Annotated in this window: 16 protein-coding genes; 15 read left to right on the top strand and 1 reads right to left on the bottom strand. The window is 39.2% G+C overall.

Going from position 1 to position 16455, the window contains the following annotated elements:
• Positions 1–18: 18 nt before the first annotated feature.
• Positions 19–795, bottom strand: a complete 777-nt coding sequence (locus B9A52_RS15495; RefSeq protein ID WP_231955253.1) for a hypothetical protein — start codon at positions 793–795, stop codon at positions 19–21.
• 181 nt (positions 796–976) lie between these two features.
• Here B9A52_RS15495 and B9A52_RS15490 point away from each other — a divergent pair, with 181 nt between their 5' ends.
• From B9A52_RS15490 to B9A52_RS26160, 15 genes are all read left to right on the top strand, one after another.
• On the top strand, positions 977–1729 hold the full coding sequence (locus B9A52_RS15490; protein ID WP_084121308.1) for an SDR family NAD(P)-dependent oxidoreductase: 753 nt from the start codon (positions 977–979) through the stop codon (positions 1727–1729).
• Between the two features lie 40 nt (positions 1730–1769).
• Positions 1770–2624, top strand: coding sequence for a fumarylacetoacetate hydrolase family protein (locus B9A52_RS15485; RefSeq protein WP_084121306.1), 855 nt, complete (start codon positions 1770–1772; stop codon positions 2622–2624).
• A gap of 42 nt (positions 2625–2666) precedes the next feature.
• Entirely contained in the window at positions 2667–3503 is an 837-nt protein-coding gene (locus B9A52_RS15480) for an amidohydrolase family protein (RefSeq protein WP_084121304.1), read from the top strand.
• A gap of 39 nt (positions 3504–3542) precedes the next feature.
• The gene (locus tag B9A52_RS15475; RefSeq protein WP_084121302.1) at positions 3543–4322 is read left to right on the top strand and encodes an L-fucose dehydrogenase; all 780 of its coding nucleotides are present in this window, start codon (positions 3543–3545) and stop codon (positions 4320–4322) included.
• Between the two features lie 173 nt (positions 4323–4495).
• A complete protein-coding gene (locus B9A52_RS15470; RefSeq protein WP_084121300.1) occupies positions 4496–6658 on the top strand; it encodes a tetratricopeptide repeat-containing sensor histidine kinase in 2163 nt (720 codons plus the stop codon).
• A gap of 361 nt (positions 6659–7019) precedes the next feature.
• Positions 7020–7697 (top strand): GNAT family N-acetyltransferase, encoded by a 678-nt coding sequence (locus tag B9A52_RS15465; protein WP_084121298.1) that lies wholly within the window; start codon positions 7020–7022, stop codon positions 7695–7697.
• A gap of 44 nt (positions 7698–7741) precedes the next feature.
• A complete protein-coding gene (locus tag B9A52_RS15460; RefSeq protein ID WP_084123550.1) occupies positions 7742–8938 on the top strand; it encodes an argininosuccinate synthase in 1197 nt (398 codons plus the stop codon).
• The gene (argC, locus tag B9A52_RS15455; protein ID WP_084121294.1) at positions 8925–9893 is read left to right on the top strand and encodes an N-acetyl-gamma-glutamyl-phosphate reductase; all 969 of its coding nucleotides are present in this window, start codon (positions 8925–8927) and stop codon (positions 9891–9893) included. The genes B9A52_RS15460 and argC overlap by 14 nt, the downstream gene beginning before the upstream one ends.
• A 10-nt stretch (positions 9894–9903) precedes the next feature.
• Entirely contained in the window at positions 9904–11034 is a 1131-nt protein-coding gene (locus B9A52_RS15450) for an aspartate aminotransferase family protein (RefSeq protein WP_084121293.1), read from the top strand.
• A 40-nt stretch (positions 11035–11074) separates the two neighbouring features.
• Positions 11075–12019, top strand: a complete 945-nt coding sequence (locus tag B9A52_RS15445; protein ID WP_084121292.1) for an N-acetylornithine carbamoyltransferase — start codon at positions 11075–11077, stop codon at positions 12017–12019.
• A gap of 27 nt (positions 12020–12046) precedes the next feature.
• Positions 12047–12847, top strand: coding sequence for an acetylglutamate kinase (gene argB / locus B9A52_RS15440; protein ID WP_084121290.1), 801 nt, complete (start codon positions 12047–12049; stop codon positions 12845–12847).
• Positions 12848–12965: 118 nt separating this feature from the next.
• Complete coding sequence (locus B9A52_RS15435) at positions 12966–14054, top strand: M20 family metallo-hydrolase (protein ID WP_084121289.1); 1089 nt, start codon at positions 12966–12968, stop codon at positions 14052–14054.
• Between the two features lie 58 nt (positions 14055–14112).
• Positions 14113–15459: an argininosuccinate lyase gene (gene argH / locus B9A52_RS15430; protein ID WP_084121288.1), complete on the top strand. Its 1347-nt coding sequence runs from the start codon at positions 14113–14115 to the stop codon at positions 15457–15459.
• Between the two features lie 119 nt (positions 15460–15578).
• Positions 15579–15959 (top strand): hypothetical protein, encoded by a 381-nt coding sequence (locus B9A52_RS26165; RefSeq protein ID WP_231955252.1) that lies wholly within the window; start codon positions 15579–15581, stop codon positions 15957–15959.
• A complete protein-coding gene (locus B9A52_RS26160; RefSeq protein WP_231955251.1) occupies positions 15913–16428 on the top strand; it encodes a hypothetical protein in 516 nt (171 codons plus the stop codon). Before B9A52_RS26165 ends, B9A52_RS26160 begins: the two co-directional genes overlap by 47 nt.
• The last annotated feature ends 27 nt before the right edge of the window (positions 16429–16455 follow it).

Raw genomic sequence — 16455 nt, 5'->3', positions numbered from 1 at the left:
GTTTTTCAAAATCCGAAATCAATTTGCCAACATCAAAATGGGTGTATTGGCACTTTGTGGTGGAACCACATCCATTGGTTCTGAAGATGATTGTGGCACAGGGGCATTTGAAAATAACACAAGGCCAAAATCAGAAATTGACTCTACATCCAAAATCCTGATACTTACAGCAGGCAAATCAGAATCACTTCCGTCTGTCCTTTCTGCAACACTCAATACCTCAAAAGCTACCATTCCCAAATTTGCTCCTTGAAGATTTCCTTCCAAAGGGGAATAATTGATACTGATGTCATTGTCGTACACCACCGCAATTACTTTGTAACCTACCAACATTTTTAAACCTGTAGCTCTCAAAGGAGTGACATCAGGAATTTCATCCAAAAGTACTTCTCTATCATTATCAATATTTGGTGCGCCCAGACCTGGACCTGGGATAAGATAATTCTGAGATCCAAATTCCGTTGGTCCTGCATTAATCCATCTATTTGGAATGGTCTTGATAGCAAACCAGCCTTCATCCCCTACTTCTCCGGTATATAAATCAATTGTTTTACCCACATTTTCTTCAAAGTATCTCAATTGATTCCTAAGACCAACTTGGGACAATTGATCATTCACATCTGTATCAGAAAAGTTATTGGGTTCATTTCCATTATCAATGCTACTTTCGTCTATGGCCAGAAGAATAACAAAATCACTGGGAGTCAGATTTGAACCACCCTCGTCAGGGTCAGTCATACAAGAACCCAATAAAACAAAAACCAGAAGAGAATAAACACTAATTCTTTTAAACATAAAACCTATTGATTTATAAGGAAATACAATGAATCACCTCGAAATCAATTTATATGCCAAAAACTATTTATTTCTAAAATATTTTTTCAAAATACATATATTGCAAAGAGGCTCAGGTTCATAGAAAAATCCGGCCTAAGGGACAAAGAGTTTAACTTTCAATAGAAATTCATAAAACCAAATGAAAACAATCGTTATCACAGGGGGAGCAAGTGGCATTGGATTAGCCATAACCCGACTTTTTGCTAAAAATGGCCATCAGGTTTTTTTTATAGACTATAATGTGGAAAATGGAAAAAATGAAGAAGATAAATTAAAGGACGAAAACGCTGATGTGACTTTTCTCCAAGCAGACGTTTCTGACTTAGTTCAGGTCCAGTCCATTTTTGAAGAGATACCTGAAAAAATAGACGTCCTGATCAATAATGCAGGCATATCCCACATCGGAAATCTAGAAGCAACTACTGAAGCGGATTTTGAAAGACTTTTTCAAGTCAATGTAAAAGGAGTTTTTAACTGTAGTCAGGCTGCTCTTAAAAAACTTAAAGCAAATCATGGGGGTACCATCATCAATATGTGTTCTGTGGCGGCGACAATAGGGATTGCTGATAGATTTGCCTATTCCATGACCAAGGGAGCGGTCTTGTCCATGACCCTTTCCATTGCCAAGGATTATGTAGCAGATCAGATCCGGTGCAACTGCATTTCTCCAGGTAGGGTACATACCCCTTTTGTTGATGGTTTTTTGGCCAAAAATTATCCTGGAAAAGAGAAGGAAATGTTTGAAAAACTTGCTGCCACCCAACCCATCGGCAGAATGGGAAAGCCCGAAGAAATCGCCGGATTGGTCTATTACCTTGCTTCAGATGAAGCTGCATTTATTACCGGAAGCAATTTTCCCATTGATGGAGGATTTTTGGGTATAAAAATGTAGGACTTGAGGATAAAATGTTCATTGGAAAAAAAGAAAAAATATGAAGCTATTTAGATTTGGAGAAATTGGAAAAGAAAAACCCGGAATAGAAACCCCTGATGGTAAAAGGCTGGATTGCAGTGCTTTTGGAGAAGATTGGTCTGAAGATTTTCTTGACAGCAATGGATTGGAAAGGCTTTCCCACTGGCTGTCTTATAAAATCAACAGTTTACCTGAGGTTGATAGGAATGCAAGAATTGGTTCTCCCATCAAAAGACCCTCAAAAATCATTTGTGTAGGATTGAATTATTCCCTTCATGCAAAAGAAAGCGGAATGGCCGTGCCTGAAGTGCCGATTTTGTTTATGAAAGCCACCTCTTCTTTGTGCGGACCTTTTGATCATATTATCATTCCCAGAAATTCCACCAAGACCGATTGGGAAGTGGAATTGGCGGTTATTATTGGAAAAAAGGCCACTTATGTAAGTAAGGAAGATGCCATGGAATATGTTGCAGGATATGCCGTGCATAACGATGTCAGCGAAAGGGATTTTCAACTCCATCACGGAGGTCAGTGGGTGAAAGGGAAAAGTGCAGACAACTTTGCTCCTCTTGGACCATATTTGGTCACCAAAGATGAAATAAGTAATCCCCACAATCTCAGGCTTTGGTTGAAATTAAACGGAGAAACCATGCAGGACAGCAATACCTCAGATTTGGTCTTCGATGTGCCTACTTTGGTCTCTTATATCAGCCAATACATGACCCTCCTACCTGGCGACATCATTTCAACCGGAACTCCTTCGGGCGTTGGACTTGGACTTAAACCTCCCCGCTATCTCAAGGAAGGCGATATTGTGGAATTAGGTGTAGAAGGTTTGGGAATTTCCAAGCAGGTAGCTGTTCATGCAAAGTAGTCTCAAATCTCAATTCTTAAATCTAAAATCTAAAATCTAAAAATGACCATCGACTCCCATCAGCATTTTTGGAAATTTGATCCTGTAAGAGATGCTTGGATAGATACCTCTATGAATACAATCCAAAGGGATTTTATGCCTTTGGATTTAAAGCCTGAATTGGAAAAAACAGGCTTTGATGGATGCATTGCTGTTCAGGCAGATCAGTCAGCTATGGAGACACAGTTTCTCTTGAACCTGGCAAATGAATTTCCCTGGATACAAAAAGTAGTGGGTTGGGTCGATTTGAATTCCCCTGAAATTGAGTCCAAACTGGAATCACACATGTCCGAACCAAAACTTGCCGGATTCAGGATGATTCTGCAGGTTTTGGAACCGGAAGCGATGGAGGATCCAAAATTTCTGTACGGGATAAGTTTATTGCAAAAATACGGATTCACCTACGATATTCTGATTTATCCAAAACACCTAAAGGCTGCTTTTGAGCTCGCAAAAAAATATCCTGATCAACCCTTTGTGCTAGATCACTTGGCCAAACCCAATATCAAAGGAGGAGAATATGAGTTTTGGAAGCAGGGAATTTCCGGAATTTCAGAACTACCCAATGTGTGGTGCAAGGTTTCAGGGATGGTTACAGAAGCTGATTGGAAGCATTGGAAACCTGAAGATTTCAAACTTTACCTGGACCATATTTCCGATTCCTTTGGGAGTAAAAGATTGATGTTTGGGAGTGATTGGCCAGTGTGTTTATTGGCAGGAAATTACTCTACTGTTTTTGATTTGGCTTATCACTATTATAAATCATTCAGTCAAGAGGAACAGAAAGGGATTTTTGGAAACAATGCCTGTGAATTCTATGGAATCAAAAGAAACGAATAAAACAAGTTCAACCCATCAAAAACAAAATGCTATCCTGTCATGGATTTAAAAATAAAAGATAAAGTATTCCTGATCTCAGGAGGCGCAAAAGGCATAGGAGAATCCATCAGCCGCACACTTGCTGAAGAGGGTGCGCGTGTAGTCATCATTGATCCGTCTTTAGAGGAAGGGGGGAAATTGATGGAAGAATTTGAATCCAAAGGAGTCGAGGCCCTGCACATCCCCAAAAGATTGACCGGACCTGATATTGCCCTGGAGGCAGTGGAAAAGGCATATGCGAAATTTGGAAGGATTGATGGTGTGGTCAACAATGCCGGGGCGAATGATGGAGTTGGTCTGGAAAATGGTACACCGGAAGACTTTCGTGCTTCAGTAGAAAAAAACTTGGGCCATTATTTTGATTTGGTCCATTATGCCCTACCCTATCTGAAAAAAAACAAAGGGAGTATCGTCAATATCAGCAGTAAAACCGCAGTTACAGGGCAAGGGAATACAAGTGGCTATATTGCTGCAAAAGGTGGTCAATTATCCCTGACAAGGGAGTGGGCTGTTGAATTGCTAAAATACGGTATCAGAGTCAATGCCGTAATTCCCGCAGAAGTAATGACGCCATTATATGAAAATTGGCTCAATAGCTTCGATAATCCTGAAGAGAAATTGAAGGAAATTGAAAAAAGAATTCCTCTTGGAAACAGGATGACAAAAGCAAAAGAGATCGCAGATACAGTCGTTTTCCTTCTCTCAGAACGCTCTTCCCATACTACAGGGCAACTCCTGTTTGTAGATGGAGGTTATACTCATCTGGACAGGGCTCTGTAGTTATTCCAAATGCGACAATAAGTACCTTTCTTTTCCTTAATAAAACTAAAAACATTTTCCCTGAACAACGATTATAAAATTTAACAAATCGTAAACTGTTTCCTACTTATATTTAAAACCAAATAAAGATCCAATTGGATTTTTACAAATATTTGTATCCTTATCATGCCTGCATGAAAAAAGTTATTGTCACTCCTCTCCTATTGCTTTTTCTCGTTTGTGCTGCATTTGCACAGAATAGTCTGACCGACTCTCTTGAAGCGGTTGTTAAGGTGATGGAATCCAACAATGAAAAAGGGTTTGATTTTGCCCTGGCTAAAAAAGAACTGGGATTTCAATATTACAAGGAAAACAACTTTCCCAAAGCTTTTGAAAGTTATTTGCAGGCGGAAAAAATTTTTGAGGAAATAAACGATAAACCCAATCAGGCAGATTGCTTACATAGCTTGGGAAATAACAGTTATTTTTTGGGGAATTACAATGAGTCCATAGAATACTATAAACAAGCATTGGCTATCCGTGAAAAATCAGGAGATAAAAAAGGAATGGCCTCAGGATATAACAATATAGCCAATGTCCATAATAAACTAGGCCAATATTCCAATGCCATTGCCAATTATGAGCAATCGCTCAAAATAAAAGAAGAAATCGGAGATGAAATAGGAATCGCATCAAGTCTTAAAAACATTGCTTCCATTTACTATTATCAGGCCAATTACCTTGCAGCTTTGGAGACCAACCTGAAAGCACTTAGGATTTCTGAAAAACTTGAAGATTCTATGGGTATTTCATTTGTGTACAATAATATTGCCCTGATTTATGAAAGGCAGGAAAAGCTAAATGAATCCCTTGATTTTTATCTAAAATCACTGGCCATCAAGAAATCTTTGGACGATGAACGGGGGATTTCCAATACCCTGCATAACATTGCCAAAATATACGAATACCAGCAGAATTTTGACCTGGCTATCCAAACCATCGAGGAGTCCATGCGCATTTCTGAAAAAATAAAAGAAATTGAGGGGATTTCCGCTGGTCTGAACAATCTTGCCAACATTTACGAAAAGCAGGGAAATTATGATGCTGCATTGGAGAACTACTACAAATCACTTAAAATTGACACAGAAATAGAAAACAAAAGAGGGATTTTATTGAGTGTTAACAATCTCTCCAAAATCCATCTGAATCTGGGCAATTATGGTTTAGCCAAAGACTATGCTGAAAAAGGACTATTGCTTGGAAACGAACTCGGTTCCAAAGAAGAATTAAAAGAATGTCATCATACCTTAAGCAAGGTTTATGAAGCAGAGGGAAAATATAAAGATGCCCTTTTCCATTTTCAAAGCTTCACTGCCTTTGTTGACAGCCTAAACAATCAGGAACTTGAAAGAAAAACAGCCCGTCTTGAAGCAGATTACGAGTTCGAAAAGCAATTGGCAATCATCGAAGCAGAACAAAAAGCGCAGGATCTGGAAAAGGAGAAAGAACTTCAGGCACAAAAATTTTTAAGAAACATTCTGATTTTTACAGCTTTTTCCATTTTGGTTATTGCTTTGATCATTTTCAGAAATTTTTATCTCCAAAAGAAGGCAAAAGAACTGCTTCAGGAGAGAACTTTGGAACTGGAAAAAGCCAACGAAGTAAAATCAAAGCTTTTCAGTATTATCGGTCATGATTTAAGAAACCCAATTGGCAGCTTTTATATGCTATTGGGGCTTTACACCAAAGACAGATTGGATGAGGGGGAGTTTAAGGAAGTGGCACCGGGACTTTATAAAAGTTTGGGAGCCGCTATGACAGTACTCGACAACCTTCTCCGCTGGTCTATTGGAGAAATGAAAATGATCAAATCCAAGGCTATTCCAAATAACCTGAGTGAAAAGGTCAATGACATTTTGGATTTTTTTACGACTTTGTCCAAGCAGAAAAATATCAGTATTGATTCCGAAGTAGCATCGGATATCTCTGTAATGGCAGATTCAAATCACCTGGACCTAATATTGAGAAATCTGATCAATAATGCCCTAAAATTCAGCAATCAAGATGGATTAATTACCATCCAAGCTTTCGAAAAGGAAGAAGAAATTATTATTTCAGTAAGTGATAGCGGAATAGGCATGAGTAAGGAGGAAGTTGGGAAACTTTTCCGCAAAAATCTGATAGAAAGTAAACGCGGAACAAAAGGAGAACAAGGAACAGGTCTTGGTCTTAGTCTTTGCCAACTATACGTGGAAGAGAATGGGGGGAAAATATGGGTGGAAAGTGAATATGGAAATGGAAGTACTTTTTATTTCAGCCTTCCCAAAGCGGTTGGAAAATTGGAAATGGTGGAATAAATACCATTTATATAGGACTTTATTCTGAGTACAAGTGAATTTAAAGCGGGAAATTTAAATTATTGACAAAAAACCTTGCATCTTATTTCAATACTTGTAACATTTGCAAACGTTTTCCAAAAAAATGTCAACTACAAACAACATAGCAAACCTGATAATCGACTTTGCAATTCAGCAGAGTAATTATTTTGCTATGCCGATTTTTTCTCCTTTGAGGAGGTTTAGGAACAGTTTCAGGGCAACGCCCCTATAATTTTATTTGGTGTCCTATGTGGACAACCTACAATAGCACAATCAAATTCTAATTTAACTATGGGCCTGGAAAGGCTATCTACAATTCATTTATCTCCTATTGGACAAAATGGAAAATAATTCCTTTATCATAAAACCTGCTTCAGAAAAAGACTGCATATACGCTGAGACAATCACATTGGAAATGGAAGAGTCTGCAAAAGCGCGCGGGACTGGAATAGCCAAAAGATCTCCTGAGTACATCAAGGCCAAGATGCGTGAAGGTAAAGCCGTAATTGCCACGACCAACAATGGTGAATGGGCCGGTTTTTGCTACATTGAAGCTTGGGGCCATGGAAAATTTGTGGCCAACTCTGGTCTTATCGTAGCACCCCAATTCCGCAAATTCGGATTGGCCAGCCAGATCAAAAATGAAATATTCAAGCTTAGCCGCAGCAAATATCCGGATTCAAAAATCTTTGGACTGACTACAGGCGCAGCTGTGATGAAAATCAATTCCGGATTGGGTTATATACCTGTATCTTATGGAGACCTCACAGATGATGAAGAATTCTGGAAAGGATGTAACAGCTGTGTCAATGTGGAAATTCTGAAAAGCAAAAACAGGCAGAATTGTCTGTGTACTGCAATGCTTTACGACCCTTCCAAAAAAGCAAAAACAGAGGATGTTGCCTTAAGAAAAGACTTTAAGAAAAACATCAAGCTGTTTGAGCGATGGACAAGACTGAAAAAATATATCCTGCTCAATATCAAAAAAACAAAGACCAAGACGCTTAACCTATTTTAAACCTAATGCCCATAATTGGTATGGGCTTTTACAAAAAATTAAAAATGAAAAAAACAGTATTAGCATACAGCGGGGGACTTGATACCACTTTTTGTGCTTTGCATCTCTCCAAAGACTTGGGGTATGAAGTACATGCTGTATTGATCAATACCGGTGGTTTTTCTGCCGATGAACTTCAAGCAGTGGAATCCCGCGCAAAAAGCCTCGGAATAGCCTCATTCACGGTCCTTGATGTGACCAAAACCTACTATGAGGAAGTCATCAAATATCTGGTTTTTGGAAATGTCCTTAAAAACCAGACCTATCCCCTATCGGTAAGCGCAGAAAGGATACTTCAGGCCAAAACACTAGCAGAGTACGCGAAAAAAATAGGCGCAAAATCCATCGCCCATGGAAGTACCGGTGCCGGTAACGATCAGGTCAGATTTGATATGATTTTTCAGACCATTATACCTGACATAGAAATCATTACCCCAATCAGAGATCTCAAGCTAAGCCGGGAAGAAGAAATTGCCTACCTCAAAAAACATGGAGTTTCCATGAACTTTGAGAAAGCGGCTTATTCTATCAACAAAGGGATTTGGGGCACATCTGTAGGAGGAAAAGAAACGCTTTCATCCAATCAGACTCTACCGGAAAGTGCCTGGCCGATTCAGGCATCTAAAACCAAAAGTGAGGAATTGATTATAGGATTTGAAAAAGGAGAAATAAAATCGGTCAATGGAGAAACTTTTAAAAACCCTGTTGACGCTATCTTAAAAGTCCATGAACTTGCTTCCCCTTTTGGTATTGGAAGGGATATTCATGTGGGAGATACTATTATCGGTATCAAAGGAAGAGTGGGTTTTGAAGCAGCGGCAGCTTTGATCATTATCAAAAGTCACCAATTATTGGAAAAGCATACTTTGACCAAGTGGCAGACATTTTGGAAGAATCAGCTTTCGGAATTTTACGGTAACCATTTACACGAAGGGCATTACCTGGATCCTGTGATGCGGAATTTGGAGGCATTTCTGGAAAGCACTCAAGAGTTTGTCACGGGTTCGGTCAAATTAATCCTGCACCCTTTTAGGTTTCAGTTGGTAGGCATTGAATCAGGTCATGATCTGATGGCTTCCAAATTCGGCAGCTATGGCGAGATGAATAAGGGCTATACCGGAGAAGATGTAAAAGGATTTACAAGAATTCTTGGAAACCAAACTGCCATTTTCCATCAAGTCAACCATCATGAAGAAGATTAAAACAGCAATAATCGGTGCAGCAGGATATACCGGTGGTGAATTGATCCGTCTTTTGGTCCACCATCCAAATTGCGAGTTGGTCTATGTACACAGCAATAGCCAAAGCGGTAAAAAAGTGACCGATGTGCATCCGGACCTGATCGGTGATATAGATTTGGTTTTTACAGATGAAGTCATTTCAGAAGAAATTGAAGCAGTCTTCCTTGGTCTTCCCCATGGTGAAACCAAAAGCTTCTTGGAAAATCACAAATTTTCCAAAGAAACAGTCATCATAGACCTCAGTACGGATTATAGAGACGAAAGCGATGGCTTTGTCTATGGATTGCCTGAGGTGAATAAATCCAATATCCAATCGGCTAAAAAAATCGCAAATCCAGGTTGTTTTGCTACAGCTATTCAATTGGCATTAGCACCTGCAATTTCAAATAATTGGGTTGAAGATACCATCCATATTTCTGGAATCACAGGAAGTACAGGCGCCGGAAAAAAACTTGCTGACACATCGCATTTCAGTTATAGAACAGGGAATATGTCTGTTTACAAGCTATTTAACCATCAGCACTTAAAAGAAATCAAACAGACTTTCAATCAGTTGCAAAATGGTTTTTCCCAGGAATTATTATTTGTTCCCTACAGGGGTAATTTTTCCAGAGGAATCTGGATTTCTGCATACTTTCCTTATACCGGAACTTTAGCAGAAGCCGTTGAGGGTTATAAAGAATTTTATACAGAGGCGCCTTTTACGCATGTCTCCGAAAATGACATTGACCTCAAACAGGTAGTCAATACCAATAAATGCATTATTCATCTGCAGGTTGAAAAAGGCCAATTGGTCATATATGCTGTCATAGACAACCTGTTAAAAGGTGCATCAGGTCAGGCCGTCCAAAATTTCAATCTTGCTTTTAACCTTGATGAAACTACAGGATTAAAACTCAAAAGCATCGCCTTTTAACCTACAGACAATGAACTTATTCGATGTATATCCTTTGATCAATGTGACCCCTGTCAAAGCACTGGGGGCCAAACTTTGGGACGAAAATGGAATAGAATATCTAGACCTATACGGAGGACATGCGGTGATTTCCATCGGACATAGCCATCCCCATTTCAACAAAAGAGTGAAGGATCAAATGGATTTGATTGCTTTCTATTCCAATTCAGTACATATTCCTCTTCAGAAACAATTTGCCGAAAAACTTGGTGAAATATCAGGCTATCAGGAGTTCAGCCTTTTCCTGTGTAATTCAGGGGCAGAGGCAAATGAAAATGCATTGAAAATGGCATCATTTGCTACTGGAAAATCGGGATTCATTTCCTTCTCGGGAGCCTTTCATGGAAGAACTTCCGGGGCCGTTGTACTGACTGACAATCCGAAAATCATCGCTCCTTCAAACCAACGAACAGATGCCCACATTCTTCCTTGGGGAGATATAGCAGCGGTAGAACAGCAGTTGAAAGCCGGAAACATCGCGGGGGTTATTATAGAAGGAATTCAAGGAGTCGGAGGAATCCACATCCCTGACCCAGAATTTCTTTTGGCTATTTCAAAAATCACAAAAGAATATGGCGCCAAACTGATTTTGGATGAAGTACAGTCAGGCTATGGTAGAACAGGAAAATTCTTTGCCCATCAGTGGGTAGAGGGATTGGTCCCCGATTTGATCACTATGGCAAAAGGTATGGGCAACGGATTCCCGGTCGGAGGAGTTTTGATCCATCCCGATTTTACGGCTTCCTATGGAATGCTCGGCACAACATTTGGAGGAAATCATTTGGCCTGTGCTGCGGGCTTGGCGGTATTGGAAGTGATAGAAATGGAAAATTTAATGCCACATGCCCTTGAAATGGGAGAATATCTTCAGTATGAATTGGAAAATATTCCTGGGGTGATGGAAGTAAGGGGGAAAGGCCTGATGATTGGCATTGATCTCAACAGAGAAGCCGGACCTGTTCGTTCTGAATTAGTGGATAAATACAAAATATTTACAGGTAGTTCATCAGGTAAACATACCATTCGTTTGCTTCCACCATTAAATATTGAAATGAAAGAACTATCTTCGTTTTTGGATAGTTTAAAGAAAGTGTTGCTTTGATTATTAATCCTCTAACCCCAAAATAATTTTTAGGAGCCTTATGAAAAACTTCACAAAGTTTGAAAACAAAACAACTGCAGAGAAGCTGATCCAACAGGCTATGCATTACAAGGAAAATCCTTGGATTGACAAAGCTAAAGGCCAGGGAAAAAGAATCGGATGCATTTTTTTAAATCCCTCCATGAGAACAAGAGCAAGCACTCAGATCGCTGCACAGCAACTCGGTATGGATGCCATAGTGATGAACATGGACAAGGAAGGCTGGGCTTTGGAGATGAGAGATGGTGTCGTAATGAATAAGGGCACCATAGAACACATCAAAGATGCTGCTGCTGTTCTGGGGACTTATTTCGATATTCTTGCCATCAGGGCATTTCCATCTTTGACCAACAAGCAGGAAGATGTAGAAGACTTTGTCTTTAATCAATTCATCAAATACTCAGGAAAACCTGTCATCAGCTTGGAAAGTGCCATACGCCATCCTCTTCAAAGTTTGGCAGACATGGTTACCATTCAGGAGAATTGGAATAAAGAAATTAAACCAAAAGTTGTCTTGACTTGGGCGCCGCATATCAAAGCCATACCGCATGCGGTAGCCAATTCCTTTTCAGAGTGGGCTTTGGGTTGTGGACACGATTTAACCATTACCCATCCGGAAGGTTATGAGCTTGATGAAGCATTCACAAAAGGGGCAAAAATTGAATTGAATCAGGCAAAAGCTTTAGAAGATGCAGATTTTGTCTATGTCAAAAACTGGTCTGCCTTCAATGATTATGGAAAAATTATTACAACAGACCATTCTTGGATGTTGAAAGAAAAACACTTAAAGAAATCAAAGAATGCAAAAGTAATGCATTGCCTTCCGGTAAGAAGGAATCTGGAACTTTCAGATGAAATTCTGGATGGACCAAGAAGTCTTGTAACGCAACAAGCAAAAAATAGAATTTATGCGGCCCAAGCGGTCATCAGCCAAATATTAGGCTAAAACACAAAGTACTCAAACCTATTAAACATGAATGTTAGTATAATTAAAATCGGCGGAAACGTCATTGATTTCCCTGAGAAGCTTGACGAGTTTCTGTTTCTATTCTCAAGATTGCCTGGCAAAAAAATCCTGGTTCACGGGGGTGGAATTTTAGCATCCAAATTTGGAGAAAATCTTGGAGTCATGCCTCAAATGGTAGACGGCAGAAGAATAACCGACAGGGATACACTCGACATTGTAACGATGGTATATGCCGGACTTATCAATAAGCAGATAGTAGCAAAACTTCAAAGTTTCAGACAGAATGCATTGGGCATGACCGGTGCTGATGGAAACCTCATCAGGTCGAATAAAAGACCTGTAAAAACAATCGATTATGGATTTGTAGGAGACATTCAGGAAGTTAACGTCAATCTTTTGACCTACTTGTTGGAAGACAATATCATCCCCGTTATCAGTGCAATTACCCATGACAAAAAAGGTCAGCTGTTAAACACAAACGCAGACAGTATCGCTTCCGAACTGGCTACAGCCCTGGCAGTAAAACATAATGTAAACCTTTATTATTGTTTTGATAAATCAGGAGTATTGATCGATGAAAAAAATGAAAACTCCATTGTTCCGCTTATCAATGAAGATATTTATGCTGAGTTGAAAAAGGAAGAAGTGATCCACTCCGGAATGATTCCAAAACTGGATAATGCCTTTGCAGCACTCCATAAAGGTGTCAATCATGTATGGATCGGGAAAGCTGAAAATCTACTTTTGGCATCAAAAGGAAAACTGTCAGGAACTACAATTGAAAAACACCGATACGACCTATATTAATTTAGACCCTACTGTATTTGAGGTTTTAACTTTAAAACCCAAAATCAAATTATTAAGACTTTATCAATGGCTTTTGAAAGAAAATGGATATAGATAGTGCCATGAATGCCAATTTAAAATGAATTCTACCGATTTTGATATTTACGATCTCTATGAAGATGCTGTTTCTTTTTTAAAGGAATTGATAGCAACACCATCCTTCAGCAGGCAAGAAAATTTTACAGCAGATATCATCCAACAATTTCTGGAATCCCATCAGGTACCTGTTCAAAAAACAGGAAACAATATCTGGGCTTTCAATAAAAACTTTGATCCGTCAAAACCTTCTATCCTTCTCAATTCCCATCATGATACTGTAAAGCCAAATGCAGGCTATACCATAGATCCCTTCCAACCTATCATTCAGGATGGTAAACTTTTCGGATTGGGTTCTAATGATGCCGGAGGCTGTCTGGTGAGCCTTATTGCTGCATTTCTACATTTTTTCCCTAAAGAAATCCCCTACAATATTTTAATTGCTGCCACGGCTGAGGAAGAAATCTCCGGAGAAAATGGGATTGAAAGCATTTTGGTCGAACTTCCTGAATTTGAATTGGCAATAGTAGGAGAACCTACCTTGATGAAGCTTGCTGTAGCAGAAAAGGGTTTGATGGTAATTGATGCTACTGTCAAAGGAATAGCGGGCCATGCTGCACGAGAAGAAGGAGAAAATGCCATTTACAAAGCCTTGGAAGATCTCAGCAAAGTGAGGGATTTTCAGTTCAAAAGGCTATCGCCTTTTTTGGGAAAGACGAAAGTTTCTGCAACTGTTATTCAGGCCGGAACCCAACATAATGTCGTACCTGACACATGTGTGTTCACTTTGGATGTAAGAATTACTGACAGCTACACCTTGGATGAAGCATTTGAGGAACTCCAATCTTCCCTAAAAGCAGATCTCAAACCACGATCGAAAAGACTCAATTCCACCAAAGTCCCCCAAGGACATAAAATACTTTCGGTTGCAAATGGGTTGGGATTAGAGCAATTTGGTAGCCCTACCCTTTCAGATCAGGCTTTGATCCCTTATCCATCCGTCAAAATTGGGCCGGGGGATTCTGCCCGTTCCCATACCCCCGACGAATTCATCTACTTGGAAGAAATCAAAAAAGGAATAAAGGGATATATTGACCTTTTGAGTGAATATATGTCAATTTCTACTCCCTAATTTCTACCTTCATCCTTTATCCTTAAAAATATCTTAATTCAAAAATCTAAAATCCCCAATGAAACTCTGGCAAAAAGATATCAGCTCCAAAAAAGAAGTAGAATCCTTTACCATAGGACAGGATCCTAAATTTGACGTCTTATTGTCGCCTTTTGATGTTTTGGGCTCCATAGCCCATGCCATAATGTTGGAAAAAATAGGTTTGCTGACTTCAAATGAATTGGATGAACTCCGCGATGGATTGAAAGAAATCTACCTGGAAATCGAAAAGGGGCAATTTAAAATTGAAGAAGGGGTTGAAGATGTACATTCCCAGGTTGAATTTTTGCTGACCCAAAGGTTAGGGGATGTTGGAAAAAAACTTCACAGTGGCAGATCAAGAAATGATCAGGTTTTAGTAGACCTGAAATTATATTACAGGTCTGCCATTCGCGATATTGTAGAGGAAATGGAAGAACTTTTTACTTTGCTTACATCTCTTGCAGAAAAGCATAAAAATGACCTGGTGCCGGGCTATACCCATAGCCAATTGGCCATGCCTTCTTCATTCGGATTATGGTTCGGCTCTTTTGCCGAGGGATTGACGGAAGATATGGATCTGTTATATACGGCCTATAAATTGTCCAACAAAAACCCATTAGGATCAGCAGCAGGATACGGTTCATCTTTTCCTTTAGACAGAACTTTGACAACGGTTTTATTGGGTTTTGAAGACCTCCATCACAATGTGATCAATGCGCAGAACAGTCGCGGAAAAACAGAAAAAACAATCTCTTTTGCACTTTCAGGTGTGGCAGGTACCCTAAACAAACTGGCATCAGATGTATGTATTTTCATGAATCAGCATTTTGGGTTTATTTCATTTCCGGATGAACTCACCACCGGAAGCAGCATCATGCCTCACAAAAAAAACCCTGATGTGTTTGAACTTATACGGGCAAAAACCAATCAGATTCAATCTATCCCAAATACTGTCACGCTGTTATTGACCAACATGACCACGGGTTACCATAGAGACCTCCAATTATTGAAAGAAGCCATCTTCCCGGGAATTGAAACTTTGTTGGACTGTATACAGATGTGCACATTTATGCTCAAAGAAATCAAAATCCAAAAGGATATACTTTCAGACCCTTTTTATAAGCATCTTTTCAGTGTGGAAGAAGTCAATGATTTGGTTTTAAAAGGAATACCTTTTCGCGATGCCTATAAAAAGATAGGATATGCAATAGAAAACAATAATTTTCAACCTAACCAGAATAAAGTAACCCATACCCATGAAGGAAGCATTGGGAACCTTTGTTTGGATGAAATAAAAGGCAAAATGAAACATGCTGTTTCAAATTTCGATTTTGAAAAAACAGACAAAGCGATAGAAAAATTACTTTTTGGAGTCCAAAGGTAATTAATTCTAAACCTTATTGACGTTACAAAAAAAGGTTGATATGGTTTAGGCATTATCGAATGCAAAGACATTTGAAATTATTACTACGTCCAGTTTAAAATACAGAATTCTTTTGGCAGATGGAAAAACTTAAAAGAGTCAATTTAAATATACCGGATAGACCTATAAAGGTTATCCAGTTTGGAGAAGGCAATTTTCTGTGGGGATTTGTAGACTGGATGATAGATCTGATGAATGAGAAAACGGATTTCAACGGAGACGTTCAGATTGTGCAACCCTTGGCACAAGGACTGGGGACAACAATCAACGAACAAGACGGGCTTTATCATGTCAAACTACAGGGAATCCAATCAGGGAAAATTATTCAGGAAAATAGGCTCATTACTTGTGTGAGAGGTGTTCTAAACCCTTTTGAGGATTATAATGCCTTTTTGAAATTAGGAGAAAAAAGATTTGAAATTTGTGGTTTCCAATACCACAGAAGCCGGAATCGCATTTGATGCTGAGGATAAATCCTTTGAAGTACTCCCTTTGACTTTTCCTGGAAAACTTACTGCACTGCTTTACCACCGATTTAAGGTGTTTTCTGCCGATTTTTCAAAAGGTTTGGTCATGATCCCCTGTGAATTGATTTCTATTTCATTGAATTCAATTTCCAAATTTAAGGTCCGGGTATTGCCCATGCTTTTGGAATACCACTCCAAAACCGGATCATGGCCAAAAAACCTGATCATATCCTTCGCTGCTTTGATTAAATTTTATAGTGGAAAAGCAGGCCAAGAAAATATTCCTTTAAAAGATGATCCATTCGTTCTGGAATTTATTGAAAAAATTTGGAAAGAAGATGATTTGGCCTTAATAGTTTCTGAAACGTTGAGAAGAATGGATTTTTGGGGGGAGGATTTAAGGAATTATGAGGGATTGGAGGAAGTAGTATTGGTTCATTTAGAGGGTTGGGGTAAGAATTGAGTTCATTACAAACGAAATGAAAAAAAA

Origin of the sequence: Aquiflexum balticum DSM 16537, from assembly GCF_900176595.1 — a bacterium.
GTDB classification, from domain to species: domain Bacteria; phylum Bacteroidota; class Bacteroidia; order Cytophagales; family Cyclobacteriaceae; genus Aquiflexum; species Aquiflexum balticum.
The sequence above is the reverse complement of the archived record's forward strand: the minus strand, read 5'-3'. Positions and strand labels throughout refer to the sequence as shown.